Source organism: Nocardia sp. NPDC004123 (assembly GCF_053603795.1).
Window position 1 is genome coordinate 12,217 of sequence record NZ_JBSGGG010000019.1, and the last position, 13,144, is coordinate 25,360.

At 67.1% G+C, this 13,144-nt stretch carries 15 protein-coding genes; 10 read left to right on the forward strand and 5 right to left on the reverse strand.

Going from position 1 to position 13,144, the window contains the following annotated elements; genetic code table 11:
* Window positions 1-98: 98 nt before the first annotated feature.
* From pdhA to ACWEQQ_RS26955, 5 genes are all read left to right on the forward strand, one after another.
* On the forward strand, window positions 99-1,217 hold the full coding sequence (pdhA, locus tag ACWEQQ_RS26935; protein WP_452350187.1) for a pyruvate dehydrogenase (acetyl-transferring) E1 component subunit alpha: 1,119 nt from the start codon (window positions 99-101) through the stop codon (window positions 1,215-1,217).
* A 2-nt stretch (window positions 1,218-1,219) separates the two neighbouring features.
* A complete protein-coding gene (locus ACWEQQ_RS26940; protein WP_452350188.1) occupies window positions 1,220-2,224 on the forward strand; it encodes an alpha-ketoacid dehydrogenase subunit beta in 1,005 nt (334 codons plus the stop codon).
* Complete coding sequence (locus ACWEQQ_RS26945; RefSeq protein WP_452350189.1) at window positions 2,221-3,564, forward strand: dihydrolipoamide acetyltransferase family protein; 1,344 nt, start codon at window positions 2,221-2,223, stop codon at window positions 3,562-3,564. Before ACWEQQ_RS26940 ends, ACWEQQ_RS26945 begins: the two co-directional genes overlap by 4 nt.
* Window positions 3,564-4,931 (forward strand): dihydrolipoyl dehydrogenase, encoded by a 1,368-nt coding sequence (lpdA, locus tag ACWEQQ_RS26950; RefSeq protein ID WP_452350190.1) that lies wholly within the window; start codon window positions 3,564-3,566, stop codon window positions 4,929-4,931. The genes ACWEQQ_RS26945 and lpdA overlap by 1 nt, the downstream gene beginning before the upstream one ends.
* Before the next feature lie 115 nt (window positions 4,932-5,046).
* Complete coding sequence (locus ACWEQQ_RS26955; RefSeq protein ID WP_452350304.1) at window positions 5,047-5,394, forward strand: DUF3303 domain-containing protein; 348 nt, start codon at window positions 5,047-5,049, stop codon at window positions 5,392-5,394.
* Here ACWEQQ_RS26955 and ACWEQQ_RS26960 read toward each other — a convergent pair whose 3' ends face one another.
* Window positions 5,395-5,985: a GNAT family N-acetyltransferase gene (locus tag ACWEQQ_RS26960; protein ID WP_452350191.1), complete on the reverse strand. Its 591-nt coding sequence runs from the start codon at window positions 5,983-5,985 to the stop codon at window positions 5,395-5,397. It lies immediately after the preceding gene.
* 456 nt (window positions 5,986-6,441) lie between these two features.
* Here ACWEQQ_RS26960 and ACWEQQ_RS26965 point away from each other — a divergent pair, with 456 nt between their 5' ends.
* The 3 genes from ACWEQQ_RS26965 (at window position 6,442) to ACWEQQ_RS26975 (ending at window position 8,856) form a co-directional block, all read left to right on the forward strand.
* On the forward strand, window positions 6,442-6,969 hold the full coding sequence (locus ACWEQQ_RS26965; RefSeq protein ID WP_452350192.1) for a hypothetical protein: 528 nt from the start codon (window positions 6,442-6,444) through the stop codon (window positions 6,967-6,969).
* Window positions 6,911-7,654, forward strand: coding sequence for a site-specific integrase (locus ACWEQQ_RS26970; RefSeq protein ID WP_452350193.1), 744 nt, complete (start codon window positions 6,911-6,913; stop codon window positions 7,652-7,654). The genes ACWEQQ_RS26965 and ACWEQQ_RS26970 overlap by 59 nt, the downstream gene beginning before the upstream one ends.
* Before the next feature lie 437 nt (window positions 7,655-8,091).
* A complete protein-coding gene (locus ACWEQQ_RS26975) occupies window positions 8,092-8,856 on the forward strand; it encodes an SDR family oxidoreductase (protein ID WP_452350194.1) in 765 nt (254 codons plus the stop codon).
* Between the two features lie 66 nt (window positions 8,857-8,922).
* Here the strand turns inward: ACWEQQ_RS26975 and ACWEQQ_RS26980 are convergent, their stop codons facing one another.
* A complete protein-coding gene (locus ACWEQQ_RS26980) occupies window positions 8,923-9,891 on the reverse strand; it encodes a hypothetical protein (RefSeq protein WP_452350195.1) in 969 nt (322 codons plus the stop codon).
* Window positions 9,892-9,979: 88 nt separating this feature from the next.
* Between ACWEQQ_RS26980 and ACWEQQ_RS26985 the strand changes: the two genes are divergently transcribed.
* Window positions 9,980-11,107 (forward strand): lycopene cyclase family protein, encoded by a 1,128-nt coding sequence (locus ACWEQQ_RS26985; RefSeq protein WP_452350196.1) that lies wholly within the window; start codon window positions 9,980-9,982, stop codon window positions 11,105-11,107.
* A gap of 336 nt (window positions 11,108-11,443) precedes the next feature.
* Window positions 11,444-11,734 (forward strand): hypothetical protein, encoded by a 291-nt coding sequence (locus ACWEQQ_RS26990; RefSeq protein WP_452343075.1) that lies wholly within the window; start codon window positions 11,444-11,446, stop codon window positions 11,732-11,734.
* 56 nt (window positions 11,735-11,790) lie between these two features.
* Here the strand turns inward: ACWEQQ_RS26990 and ACWEQQ_RS26995 are convergent, their stop codons facing one another.
* Genes ACWEQQ_RS26995 through ACWEQQ_RS27005 form a run of 3 tightly spaced genes read right to left on the reverse strand, consistent with a single transcriptional unit; the run spans window position 11,791 to window position 13,135 of the window.
* A complete protein-coding gene (locus ACWEQQ_RS26995) occupies window positions 11,791-11,961 on the reverse strand; it encodes a hypothetical protein (RefSeq protein ID WP_452350197.1) in 171 nt (56 codons plus the stop codon).
* Entirely contained in the window at window positions 11,958-12,755 is a 798-nt protein-coding gene (locus tag ACWEQQ_RS27000; protein ID WP_452350198.1) for a hydroxypyruvate isomerase family protein, read from the reverse strand. The genes ACWEQQ_RS26995 and ACWEQQ_RS27000 overlap by 4 nt, the downstream gene beginning before the upstream one ends.
* Complete coding sequence (locus tag ACWEQQ_RS27005; RefSeq protein WP_452343078.1) at window positions 12,752-13,135, reverse strand: allophanate hydrolase-related protein; 384 nt, start codon at window positions 13,133-13,135, stop codon at window positions 12,752-12,754. The genes ACWEQQ_RS27000 and ACWEQQ_RS27005 overlap by 4 nt, the downstream gene beginning before the upstream one ends.
* Window positions 13,136-13,144: the final 9 nt, after the last annotated feature.

Sequence of the window (13,144 nt, forward strand, 5' to 3'; positions counted from 1 at the left end):
TTCATTGAACCTTGGCCTCAATTCGCAGACTCTGTGTAGACGATCTGCACACATCAATTCCCGTATTCGACCATGTATCAACGTATCCGGAGACAGAAATGACCCTCGTTGAGCCGCCATCCGCGCGGCAGTTCGAGAAGTTCCTGCCCGCGGCGAGCGCCGTCCAGTATCTCGACGCCGATGGCAACCTCACCCCTAGCGATGCCCGCTACCCCCGCCCCGGCGATGATCGCCTGGTCGAGGTGTACCGGCAGATGGTGCGCGGCAGGCGATTCGATCAGCAGGCGACGGCGCTGACCAAGCAGGGCAGGCTCGCGGTGTACCCGTCCGCGCGTGGACAGGAAGCGTGCCAGGTCAGCGCGGCGATGTGCCTGCGCCCCACCGATTGGCTGTTCCCCACCTATCGAGACTCGATGGCCATGACCGTGCGGGGAATCCCGGCCGCCGAGATCCTCAGCATGCTCGCGGGCGACTGGCACTGCGGATACGACCCGGCCGCGCACCGCACCGCGCCACAATGCACGCCGCTGGCCACCCAGCTCCTGCACGCCACGGGCCTGGCGCACGCCGAGCAACGCCGCGGGCGGGACACGGTCGTGCTGGCACTGTGTGGTGACGGCGCGACCAGCGAGGGCGATTTCCACGAGGCGCTCAACTTCGCAGCGGTGTTCCACGCGCCGGTCGTATTCCTGGTACAGAACAATGGTTTCGCGATCAGCGTGCCACTGGCCAGGCAAAGCGCCGCGCCCTCGCTCGCGCACAAGGGCGTCGGCTACGGCATCGGCTCCGAACAGGTCGACGGCAACGATCCGGTCGCCATGATGGGCGTCATGGACGAGGCCGTGCGATTCGCCCGCGAGGGCAATGGGCCGGTCATCGTCGAGGCCCACACCTATCGGCTCGACGCCCACACCAATGCTGACGACGCCACCCGCTATCGCGAATCCGCCGAGGTCGAGCAGTGGCTCACCCGGGATCCGATCAGCCGCCTGCGCACTTACCTGGATGCCCAGGGAAGGGTCGATGACGCCTTCGACGAGCAGCTGACCGTCGAGGTCGAGGCGGAGGCGGCCGCGCTGCGCGCGGCCATGAACGCCGACCGCCCCGCCGACCCGACCGAATTGTTCCGGCACGTGTTCGCCGAGCCCACCCCGCAATTGCGCGAGCAATTGGCCCAGGTCGAAATCGAACTCGCCGCTGAAGCCGAGGAGCACTGATCATGCCGAAACTCACGATGGCGCAGGCACTGAACCTGGCCCTGCGCGATGCGTTGACCGCCGACGAGAACGTCATCGTCTTCGGCGAGGACGTCGGCGCCCTGGGCGGCGTCTTCCGGGTCACCGACGGCCTGACCAAAGACTTCGGCGAAACTCGGTGCTTCGACACGCCTTTGGCCGAGTCCGGCATCATCGGCTTCGCGGTTGGCATGGCGATGTCGGGTTTCCGGCCCGTGGTGGAGATGCAGTTCGACGCCTTCGCCTATCCGGCCTTCGAACAGATCGCCTCGCACGTAGCCAAGATCCGCAACCGAACCCGCGGGAAGCTGTCGGTGCCGATGGTCATCCGTATCCCCTTCGCGGGCGGCATCGGCGGCGTGGAACACCACTGCGATTCCAGTGAGGCGTACTACGCCCACACCCCGGGGTTGAAGGTGGTGACGCCCGCGACCGTTGCCGACTCGTACTCCCTGTTGCGCGCGGCCATCGACGACCCGGACCCCGTCATCTTCCTGGAGCCCAAGCGGCTCTACTACTCTCGTGCCGAGGTGGAGCCGCGCGCGGACGACCGACTGGGACGAGCGCTGGTGCGCAAGCCCGGTCGCGACGCGACCCTGGTGGCCTATGGCCCCTCAGTCGAAGTGGCGCTGGAGGCGGCCGAAGCCGCCGCCGCGGACGGTCACGACCTCGAGGTGGTGGATCTGCGCTCGATTGTCCCCTTCGACGACGACACCGTCACCGCATCGGTACGAAAAACCGGTCGCTGCCTGGTGATTCACGAGGCACAGGGATTCGCCGGGGTCGGTGCCGAGATCACGGCCCGCGTGCAGGAACGGTGCTTCCACCATCTGCAGGCGCCTGTGCTGCGGGTCAACGGATTCGATATTCCCTATCCCGCACCGAAACTCGAACGGATCCACCGGCCGAGCGTGGACCGCGTCCTCGACGCCGTGGACCGCCTGCAGTGGAACGACATCCCCGATACCCAATGGGCGGTGACCGCGTGAACGACCAGGTCTTCCTCTTGCCCGACCTCGGTGAGGGCCTGACCGAGGCCGACATTCTCGAATGGCGGGTCACGGTCGGCGACACCGTGCGCATCGACCAGATCATAGCCGAGGTGGAGACCGCCAAAGCCGCGGTCGAGGTGCCGGTTCCGTTCGAGGGCACCGTGATCGAACTACACGGGGCCGCGGGCGACACGCTGAAGGTCGGCACCCCGCTGGTCACCATCCGTGGCACGAACGCCGACACGGCCGGACCGGCACTGGCCGCACCGGCAGGTCATGAACAGTATCGGGAGGAGGAACGCGCAGGATCGGGCAATGTGCTCATCGGGTACGGAACCGGTTTCGATGCCCCACGCCGACGTCGGCGGGTGCCCATCACCCACCGATCGCCCGCCACTCCCGAGGTGCACGAGCGACCGAACGTAATGGGATCGACCGGTATCCAGGTCCCGCCGTCCGCGCCTCGAGTCATCTCGCCACTGGTACGAAACCTCGCCCTGCGCAAGGGAATCGACCTCTCCACGCTGACCGGAACCGGGCCCGGCGGCATCATCGTCCGCGCCGATGTCGAAAGCCACGCTGACGTCGAGAGCCCGCCCGCGCCCGTACCCGGAGCTCCCGTGTCCGGCCCCGCCCGCTTCCATCCCGAGCGGATTCCGCTGAAGGGCCTGCGCAAGACGGTCGCCGACAAGCTGTCCACCAGTCGCCGCGAGATTCCCGACGCGACCACCTGGGTCGACGTCGATGCCACCGAGCTGCTGCGGGCCCGCGCCGCCATCAATCACGGTCTGCCACCCGGGGACCAGGTGAGTCTGCTGGCACTGCTGGCGCGGCTCACCATCGCAGCCCTGTCCAAGTATCCGGAACTCAACGCTTCGGTGGACACCGCGCACGGCGAGATCATCCGCCACGGGCAGGTGAATCTCGGCGTGGCCGCGCAGACTCCGCGCGGCCTGATCGTGCCGGTCATCGACCACGCCGACACCATGACCACCGTGGAGCTGGCCCGTGCGCTGCGCGACACCGTCGAGACCGCGCGCGAGGGCAAGCTGCCGCCCGCCCGATTGACCGGGGGTACCTTCACCCTCAACAACTACGGCGTCTTCGGCGTGGACGGCTCGACCCCGATCATCAATCACCCGGAAGCCGCGATCCTGGGAATCGGCCGCATTATCGACCGGCCGTGGGTGGTCGACGGTGTGCTCACCGTCCGTAAGCTCACCCAGGTCTCGCTGAGCTTCGACCACCGGGTGTGCGACGGCGGAGCAGCCGGCGGATTCCTGCGGCTGTTCGCCGACTACCTCGAGAACCCCGTCGCCGCGCTGGGGAGACTGTGATGACCGAAACCCATAGTGATGTCCTGATCCTGGGCGGCGGGTCGGCCGGCTACGCCTGCGCCCTGCGCGCCGCCCAGCTGGGCCTGACCGTTACCCTCGTCGAGGCCGACAAGGTCGGCGGCACCTGCCTGCACCGCGGCTGCATCCCGACCAAGGCGCTGCTGCGTGCCGCCGAGGTCGCCGAAACAGCTCGCACCGCAGGATCCTTCGGTGTCAAGGCCGAGGTCTATGGTATCGATGCAAACGAGCTGCACGCCTACAAAACCGGTATCGTACAGCGCCTGCACAAAGGACTACGCGGGCTGCTCTCCGGCGACAAGATCAGGATCGTGGAGGGTGCCGGGGCTTACTCGCCGGACCGCTCGGTCACCGTGGAGGGCGTGCGCTACACCGGCGACTCAGTCGTCCTGGCGACCGGATCCCAACCGCGCCTGCTCGACGGCATCAAGGCCGGTGCCCGCATCCTGACCAGTGATCAAGCTCTGGAGTTGGGCTTCATCCCGCGTTCGGCGATCGTGCTCGGCGGTGGCGTCATCGGCGTCGAATTCGCCAGCCTCTGGCGTTCTTTCGGCGCCGAGGTGACCATCGTCGAAGCACTCCCCCGCCTCCTCATGGCCGAAGACCCCTGGAGTTCGACGCAATTGACACGGACACTCCGCAGACGCGGCATCACGCTACGCACGAACACCCGCGTCGCAGCGGCGAAGGAGGACGACAACGGGGTGTCGGTCGAGTTGGCCGACGGAGAGGCGCTCGCCGCCGACATCCTGCTCGTAGCCGTGGGCCGCACTCCGCGCAGCGCCGACCTCGAGGCCGTGGGTATCGCCGTCGACAATGGCTGCGTGGTCACCGACGACCGGCTGCGCACCAATGTGTCCGGGGTCTACGCCGCTGGCGACCTCGTCGCCGGGCCCCAACTGGCACACCGCGGATTCCAGCACGGCCTGTTCGTCGCCGAGGAGATCGCCGGCCTCTCACCCATCCCGGTCGTCGACCACCTCATCCCTCGCGTGGTGTACTCACACCCGGAGGTGGCCTCCGTCGGCCTCACCGAAGCCGCCGCCCGCGAACGGTACGGTTCTTGCACCACAACGGTTTACGATCTCGCAGGCAACGGCAAGAGTCAGATCCTCCGCACCACCGGAGGCGTGAAAGTCGTGCGTGCGGGCGACACCGGCCCGGTGGTCGGCATCCACATGGTCGGCGACAGAATCGGCGAATCCATCGGCGAAGCCCAACTGACGGTCGCCTGGGAAGCCCTCCCCACCGACGTCGCCCCCTTCATCCACGCCCACCCCACCCAGAACGAAGCCCTCGGCGAAGCCATGCTCGCCCTGGCCGGCCGCCCACTGCACAGCCACCCCTGATCACAGGAGCCGGGATCGGCCCGCGCCGTCAGCCTTGCTGCGGGCCGATCCCGCGCCTATTCTCTGACACAAATCAGCTATTCTCCGCGAGACGGGGAGAATCACCATGCGCTACATGCTGATTGAGCGATATCCTCACGGACCTGCCCCCGTGTACGCACGCGCCGTGGCGTGGGGCCGGATGCTCCCACCCGGCCTCGTCCACATCGACAGCTGGGTCGTAGACGACACTCCCCTCAACACCTGCTTCCGCCTGATCGAGGCCGCTGACGAGGATGTAATCGGCGTCTGGATCGCGAGCTGGACGGACCTCGTGGATTTCGAGGTCTTCCCGGTTATCACCGTCACCGCGTGGCGGCACGCCTCGCGGGCAACCAACACACCGACTGATCGGCCGGGCGACAACGGCACTTGCCCGCGTTGGTCCCCTCCGGTCCGACCTTCGAGGTCGGCAGGGCGCTGATCAGGTGATGCGCTTTTCGAACCAGTGGTGGGTATGGAGTTCGTCGTTGAAGGGTTCGACTTCGGCGAATCCCGAGCTGCGATCGAGCCGGATCGCTTCTGCCAGCCCATGATTGGTCTCCGGCCGGAGGATGCCCGCGCCGTGGGCCGATGCCTGGCGCTCGAGTTCCGACAGCAGTCGTCGCCCGAGGCCGTGCCCACGCATCGCGGGCGTGGTCCACGTGCGTTTGATCTCGACGACGGGCTCGCCGCAGTGGAACGTCAGCGCGCGCAGCCAACCGGCCGCTCCTGCAAGACGGCCACTCGCCATCTCGACGATGTATCCGCGGATGACCGCGGCAGGGTCGTCGTAGTCTGCGCGGCCCGGAGTGACAGGAGGCCAAGGGATTACGGGAGGCTCCTGGACGGGCGGAGCAAATGGGGCGCCTGCTTCTGCGAGGAGCGTGCGGACCTGTGCCAGGTCATCGCCCACCTCGTCGCACACCGAATGCACGTCCTGGCCAGGATCGCCAGGAGCGCCGGGGCAATGCCAACGTCTAGTGACGGCGACCAATTGCGGTCGCAAGCCCAGCCCGAGGACCCTGCCAGGCATTCGTGCGGATGCCTGGCAGGGCTTCTGGGTAATGGCCCGGTCGCATCTTTGGTGACATGAACCAGTCCGTGGGGCAGCGTACGGGGTCAGCGAAGAACTGCCCTCGGGGAACCCTCCTCATCGACGGCAAGACCGACGACTCTTGCTGAGGAGCAATCGCCATCGTCGAGCCGGAGAGGCCCGCTCCCGGCAATCCGATGCCCCACCTTGAATCGCCAACCCGCCCCTAGCGCGAGAAGAAGCCACATCAACACTTTTCGGCATACTGCTGGCACAACGAACCGCCGAGTCGCTTCCATGAAGCCATGAGAGCGAGTTCGACCGGCCTGATCCGATACCTCAGCTGCATGTCTACCGAGTGCTCAACCCGACACGGCGCCAACGATCTGTACCGAACCTTCTCGAGACGGAATGGGGTCGATGTGACCTCGCAAGCCTGCCAACCGAGGTCGCCACATGACCTCTGATACACCTGCCGCACACGCCGAGCTGCCGCGCATGAACTCGTTCGTGGATGATCCAAACCACCACGCAGATACTGGGATCGAGCGGTTCTTTCACTCCGATCACAGCGCAGGCGTACTTGCCCGGATTCCCTTCGCGTTCCCCCGAACACCGTCACCGAGCCCGATCGGCAGGGTTCACTGGTCGGTCGCAACAGTCAACGACCACGGCCGCTTGTCCGACAGGTCTGCGCTCAAAGCCGTGAAATGGGCGCCAGGCCAGTACATTTCGATAGACGTGATCGACGGTGTCGCCCTTGTGGAGCGGGCCGTCCACAGCCGCTGGACCATCCGCTCGACCGGCCATCTTGGCCTGCCGGCGTCGGTCAGGAACCGATGCAGTCTGATGCCCGACGATCGAGTTCCGATGGCAGCGGTCGTCGACTCCGAGATGATCTTGGTGTATTCCGCGCCTCTGGTGCTTGCCGCACTGCGGGCCTATTCCGAAGCCCCCTTCAGGGGATCTCGCGAAGTCCGATGATGTCGACGCAGCGCTGCAGATACTCTCGCGGCTGGGGCTCACTGTCGATGATCTGACTTGTCGCGGCCAGGCCGCGGTATCGGTGCCGACGTTCTCTGCGTATATCCGGCATCTGCGTGAAGCGCTGCCGGAAACGATAGTCAGTACCTACGGCTCGTACTGGAGCGTCATCGAGAGGGCCTGGCCCGACCGGCTCCTTACCTCGCCGACGGCTACCGAGATCGATCAGCTGGTCCGGCATCATCGGTCGAACGCCGTCGTTCGGCGCAATTTCCGGGGCGGACGAGGCGCGGCGACGAACATGATCTCCGCGATCCGTTGCATCTACCGCCACGCCGAAGCGGATCGGATCCTTCACCCCCACGACAACCCGGCCCTGCAGGTCAAGAAGCCGCGCCGGTTGCCCAGTACCCGCCATGCCTTGGATCTCGACCAAGTCGTCGACATCGGTCGGGTCGCGTCCACGACCGGCGACGACTGCGAGCTCGATTCGTTGATCGTGCGGCTGCATATCGAGACCGCGTGCCGCCGTGGTGGTCTGCTGGCCCTCACCGTCGATGACCTCAATGTCGAGGACTGTCTGGTCAAACTCCGTGAGAAGGGTGAGACCGAGCGTTGGCAGCCGGTGTCTCCGACGCTGATGGGACGACTTGTCGAGCACGTCGCTCTCCGCGGTGGCGAATAGGCCACATGGCGGGTCCTGCGCTACCGCAGAGGAAGGCCGGTGGGGCGTCGCCGCTACGACTATCTGACGAAGCGGATTCGCGAACAGCTGCCGTGGGCTGCCGCCCTGCAATTCAGCGCGCACTGGATCCGTCACACGACCCTGACCTTCGTCGAGCGGGAATGCGGATATGCCGTCGCGCGGGCCTATGCCGCCACAGCGAGCCCGGCGGGGCCGCGGGAGCGACCTACACCTACGTCCGCGCCTCGCTGCCGGAGGTGGCACGGGCACTGTCGCTCCTCACCGGTGAGCCGCACCCCTTGCTTCGAGCACCCCTGCAGCGATCGGTCCGGAAACCCCTGTGCGGCCTGGGATCACGACCGGTATCGTGTGACGGCATGAACCCCAATATGGGGCAGATCTGGCACGAAACCGTGACTGAAGTAACGTGCCGTCACATGAGTGATGACTTGTCGGGTAAGAGCGCGCTGGTCACCGGGGCCAGCCGGGGTATCGGGTTCGCGGTGGCTGCGGAGCTGCTCAGGCGAGGCGCCAATGTGGTGATTTCGGCTCGGAAGCCGGAGCCGCTGGAGGAGGCGGCCGAGCGGCTGCGCGGGCTGGGGTATCCGGGGAAGGTGGTCGCGGTCGCCGGTAATTCGGGCGATGCGGCGGCTCGGGCCGAGCAGGTTGCCACCGCGGTCGAGCAGTTCGGGTCGCTGGATGTGCTGATCAACAACACCGGGATCAATCCGGTGTACGGGGCGCTGATGGATGCCGATCTGGATGCCGTGCGCAAGATCTTCGATGTGAATGTCGTTGCGGCACTGGGGTATGTGCAGGAGGCGTACCGGGCGTGGATGGGTGAGCACGGCGGCGCGGTGGTGAATGTGGCCAGCGTCGCGGGGCTGCGGTCCACCGGCGTGATCGCCGCGTACGGGGCGTCCAAGGCGGCGCTCATCCGGCTCACCGAGGAGCTGTCGTGGCAGCTGGGTCCGAAGATCCGGGTGAACGCGGTGGCGCCGGGCGTGATCAAGACCAAGTTCGCGGACGCGCTGTACTCGGCCGACGAAGAGGCCGCGGCGGGCATCTATCCGATGAAGCGGCTGGGGTCGCCCGAGGATGTGGCGGCGCTGATCGGATTCCTGGCTTCGAACGAGTCGTCGTGGATCACCGGCACGACCGTGCGGGTGGATGGCGGCCTGCTGGCCACCGGCGGCATCTGACACTGGAAGCATCGAAAACTCGCGCCCGGCACCAGGAATGGGTGCCGGGCGCGAGTTGCGCAGTGCTCAGCGGAAGGCGAGTGCGCCCAGGGTGTCGCTGTGGCGGTATTTCACGTACTTCTCGACCGTCGCCTCGTCGACGGCCGGGGTGGCGGTGCCGACGGTGATGACCAGGAACTTGTCCTGGTTGCCGTCCTTCCATTTGCCGGTTTCGAAGTTCTTGATGTAGCTGCCTTCGGGGAGCACCACGTCCTGGTCGTCGAACTGGCCGTCGGCGCTGGAGGCCTTGCCGGCGTCGGACATGGTGAGCACCAGCTGAGTCAGCATGAGTGCGCCGTTCTCGGTCTTCCACGCCATCTCCGAGGCACGCGTGCACCCGAGGGCGGTCAGCGCGCCCGACTCCTCGATCGGGGCGCAGGAGTCGTAGTCGCGGCCGGACACGTAGGTGGCCTGCAGCGCGACGTCGCCCAGTTTGAAGTTCCAGTCCTTGCCGAATTCGGTGTAGCTGAAGCGGCTACCGCCGGGCGCGGACTTGGAGGTGGTGGGCGCACTACGGGTGGTGGCCGGGGCGCTGGTGGCCAACGATGTGGTGGTCGTCGTGGTGGCGTCGGCCTGCGAGGAGTCGTCCTTCTTCGAGACCAGGACTATCGCGCCGACGGCGACCGCGAGCACCACGATCGCGCCCAGCACCACACCGATGATCAAGCCGGTGTTCGACTTCGGCGGCTGCGGCGGCGGGAAGCCCGGCTGCTGCGGAAAGCCCGGGTTCTGCTGGAAGCCCGGCTGCTGCGCGTAACCCGCGTCCTGCGGATACCCCGGCTGCTGCGGATATCCCTGCTGCCCAATCCAATTCGTCTGCGTCGGCTGCCAGCCTGCCGGGTCGGCCTGCTGCTGTCCCGGCCAGCCGGGCTGCGACGCCTGCTGCTGGCTGCCGGTCTGCTGAGTGGGGTGGTCCCACCACGCCGGATCCGGATCCTGCGGCGGCTGCCCGTGCACGGTGGGATCGCCGCCGAATCCGGCGGGTGGATACGTCATCTGCTCACCTTTCGCGGCCTGCCCGAGCCCTCCCCGGCCCGGCATCATTCCCGAAGCGTAGGCGGGCGACCCGGCATGATCCAATCACGTGGTGACCGATGATCTCCTCATCTGCGGTGCGGGCCCGGCGGGGCGAGCCCTCGCCCACCGCGCGCTGGCGCACGGACTCTCGGTCACGATCGTCGATCCGCATCCCCGGCGGCGATGGACGGCCACCTATGCGGCCTGGGCGGATGAGCTGCCGCAGTGGATCGCCCCGGAGGCGGTCGGGGCCACGGTCGACCGCCCGATCGTGTGGGCGCAGCACCGCATCGAACTGGATCGCCGCTACATCGTCTTCGATACAGCGCGCCTACAGGATTCGCTGGACCTGCAGGGGGCGGGGCTCCTGCAGGACAGCGTGACCGACATCGCGCCCGCGGCCCGCCACCGGCACGACGGACTGGATCTGCCGTCGGTACGGCTCGCATCGGGTTCGGTGCTGGCGGCCGGACGCGTCATCGACGCGCGCGGGGTGACCCGCTCCCCCAGGCTCGCCGAGCAGACGGCATTCGGGGTGATCGTGGACCGGGCCCGTCTGCCGGACCCGGAGACATATTTCATGGACTGGCGTGCGGACAACGGCGCGGAAACCGATGCGCCCCGGTCGTTTCTGTACGCGGTGCCGCTGGACGATGAGCGGGTCCTGCTGGAGGAGACCTGCCTGGCCGGGCTCCCGGCGCTGGATCAGCGGACGCTGCACGACCGGCTGACGCACCGATTGCGTTCCCGGGGAATCACTCTCACCGGCACCGAACCGGTCGAGCGCGTCCGGTTCCCGGTGCACGGCGGCCGGCCGAATGCCTGCACGTTCGGGTCCGCGGGCGCTTTCACGCATCCGGCAACGGGATACAGCGTCGCGACCTCCCTGCGGACGGCCGATGCCGTCGTAGCCGGGGACCCCCTCTGGCCGGGTCCGGCGCGCGCTGTGCACCTGCTGCGCCAGGCCGGATTACGCGCTCTGCTGGCGCTGCCGCCCGCCGACCTGCCCCTCTTCTTCGAGGCTTTCTTCGCTCTGCCCGTCGAATCCCAGCGCGCCTACCTCTCCGGCCGCGACGACCTCCGCGGCACCACCGCCGCCATGATGTCGCTGTTCGCGGCGCTCCCCTGGCGAGTACAGCGCACACTCGCCATTGCCGTGGCCCGGCCGCCTCGCCGCACACCCGACGCCTCCTGAGCCACACCCGTATCCGCCGAGGGCCCCGCGTAGCGCAGTAGGTCGACGGTTATCGGGAGCGCGTTCGGTATTGATCTACACGAATTCTCCCGAATTGCCGGTCAAAAGCAGTCGCTGATGGTCTGCTGGTGGGGTCGCAATCCCGAATAGGGGAGGTTCCAACGATGTTCGACCTTCCACGATCCAGTCACCGTGCACTGCCGAGGATGACCGTTTCTGATGCGCTCGCCGCGCAGAAAGCGCACGCCGAATGCCCGATCACAATCTGTCCGATCAAATTGCAGGCCAGGACATTTCTTTTCGGTGAATCGCACCGCAGAACGAACGGGGTGGGACGTGGACGACCAGAGTGACATCGAGATTCGAACGCTGCAGGATGTGATAGACGCGGTCGAGGATCGGTTGCGGCGTTTCGAGGCGAAGGACGGTGTCGTGCTCGCGGAACGGTCCGAGGTGTATGCCACCGTCATCTACGCGGTCATCGCCAGTGCGCGCGCCTCCGGCCACTACGGCGCGGGAAGCCTGGCGCGAGCGCCACTCCTGGACGAGATCCTCATGGGTGCCGAGCCGGAGCCCTGGGAGACAGCGATGTACGCCGTGGTCATCGATCGGGCGTTGACGCAGTGACGCACGGGAGCCGCCGGCCCCTCATCGGTCAGCGGCTCCCGCGCCATGAAGCGAGGTCAGCCCCACTCGCTCGTGGCCGTCAGTCCCACTCGCTCGTGGCGATGCCGCGTGCGTCCGACGACCGGCAACTGCACGGTGAACCGCTCCATCATCCAGCCGGGCGGCAGCGCCGACGCACAGTGCCCCTGCGGTGTCCACGAGCCCGGACCGCTCAGCCCGACGCTCACTCGATCCAGCTCCAATCACGGTCGGGGTCCTGGTATTCCAGCCCGATCCAGCCGTCGTATCCGGCGGCGTCCAGGGCGGCGAAGAGGGCCTCGAAATCGAGGGTTCCGGTGCCGGGCCGGCTGCGCGCGGGCGCATCCGCGATCTGCACGTGCCCGATCCGGGGCGTGTACTCGGCGATCACCGCGAACAGGTCCGCACCCATGCGCGCGAGATGGTACAGGTCGCAGAGGAACCGGAGATTGGGTTCGCCGACCGCATCGATCACCTGTAGGGCGCGCGCCGCCGAGACGATCGGATAGTCCGGCGACTCGATGGAATTCAGTGCCTCGAGCACCACCTGCGCCTCGATGCCCGCGGCGGCGCGCGCGGCCAGTCGCAGGTTCTCCACAGCCAGCTCGTCCTGCACCGCCGGGTCCACACCGGGAATCCGGTTCCCGTACAAGGCATTCAACGACCGGCATCCCAGCCGCTCGGCGATGCCCACGGTGACATCGATATTGTCCCGGAATTCGGCCTCCCGCCCGGGCACGGACACCAGTCCCCGCCCGGCAGGCACCAGATCGATGAAGTTCAACCCGACCAGCCGCACTCCGGCATCGGACACCGCGGAGACGAACGCGTCGACCTCCTTGTCTCCGGGCACCGGGTTCTCGCCGAAGGGCCACCAGAACTCGACCGCGTCGAACCCGGCCACCTTCGCCGCCGCCGGACGCTCCAGCAACGGCAGATCGGTGAACAGGATCGAGCAGTGCACGTCGAACTTCCGCAGAGCACCGTCGGCGGTGTACTTCATCGGGTCGTTTCCTCCCTGTAGGTATGCCAGCTACCGAAATCGGTGATGTCGATGAGCTGCGGGTAGGAAATGATCGGGCGGCGCAACAGCATGGACAGCACCGAGCGGTTGTCGTCCAAGGCAATCACACCCAGTTCCAGCTCCGGCGGTTCGGCCGGGAGCAGGCGGGTGCGCAGCACCTGCATCGGCACCTCGAACAGCTCGCCCGCGATGGGCGCGCCGCCGTAGGCCACCGGATGCAGGCCGGGGAAGCGGTCGCCGACCGAATAGAAGCGGTAGTGCGGCGCGGTCCTGACCTCCCCGGCGCAGGGCGCGCCCTCGAGCAGGTGGTTCAGGGGTCCGCCGCGCATGGCACCCCCGTTCAGGAAGATCAAAGGCATTGCCGTGGT

Bases quoted from the DNA above. Each gene is read 5' to 3' on its own strand.
- ACWEQQ_RS26960 (WP_452350191.1), bottom strand. From the start codon at position 5,985: ATGCCTGGCAGGGTCCTCGGGCTGGGCTTGCGACCGCAATTGGTCGCC.
- ACWEQQ_RS27005 (WP_452343078.1), bottom strand. From the start codon at position 13,135: ATGCCTTTGATCTTCCTGAACGGGGGTGCCATGCGCGGCGGACCCCTG.
- ACWEQQ_RS26975 (WP_452350194.1), top strand. From the start codon at position 8,092: ATGAGTGATGACTTGTCGGGTAAGAGCGCGCTGGTCACCGGGGCCAGC.
- ACWEQQ_RS27000 (WP_452350198.1), bottom strand. From the start codon at position 12,755: ATGAAGTACACCGCCGACGGTGCTCTGCGGAAGTTCGACGTGCACTGC.
- pdhA (WP_452350187.1), top strand. From the start codon at position 99: ATGACCCTCGTTGAGCCGCCATCCGCGCGGCAGTTCGAGAAGTTCCTG.
- ACWEQQ_RS26980 (WP_452350195.1), bottom strand. From the start codon at position 9,891: ATGACGTATCCACCCGCCGGATTCGGCGGCGATCCCACCGTGCACGGG.
- ACWEQQ_RS26965 (WP_452350192.1), top strand. From the start codon at position 6,442: ATGACCTCTGATACACCTGCCGCACACGCCGAGCTGCCGCGCATGAAC.
- ACWEQQ_RS26955 (WP_452350304.1), top strand. From the start codon at position 5,047: ATGCTGATTGAGCGATATCCTCACGGACCTGCCCCCGTGTACGCACGC.
- ACWEQQ_RS26940 (WP_452350188.1), top strand. From the start codon at position 1,220: ATGCCGAAACTCACGATGGCGCAGGCACTGAACCTGGCCCTGCGCGAT.
- lpdA (WP_452350190.1), top strand. From the start codon at position 3,564: ATGACCGAAACCCATAGTGATGTCCTGATCCTGGGCGGCGGGTCGGCC.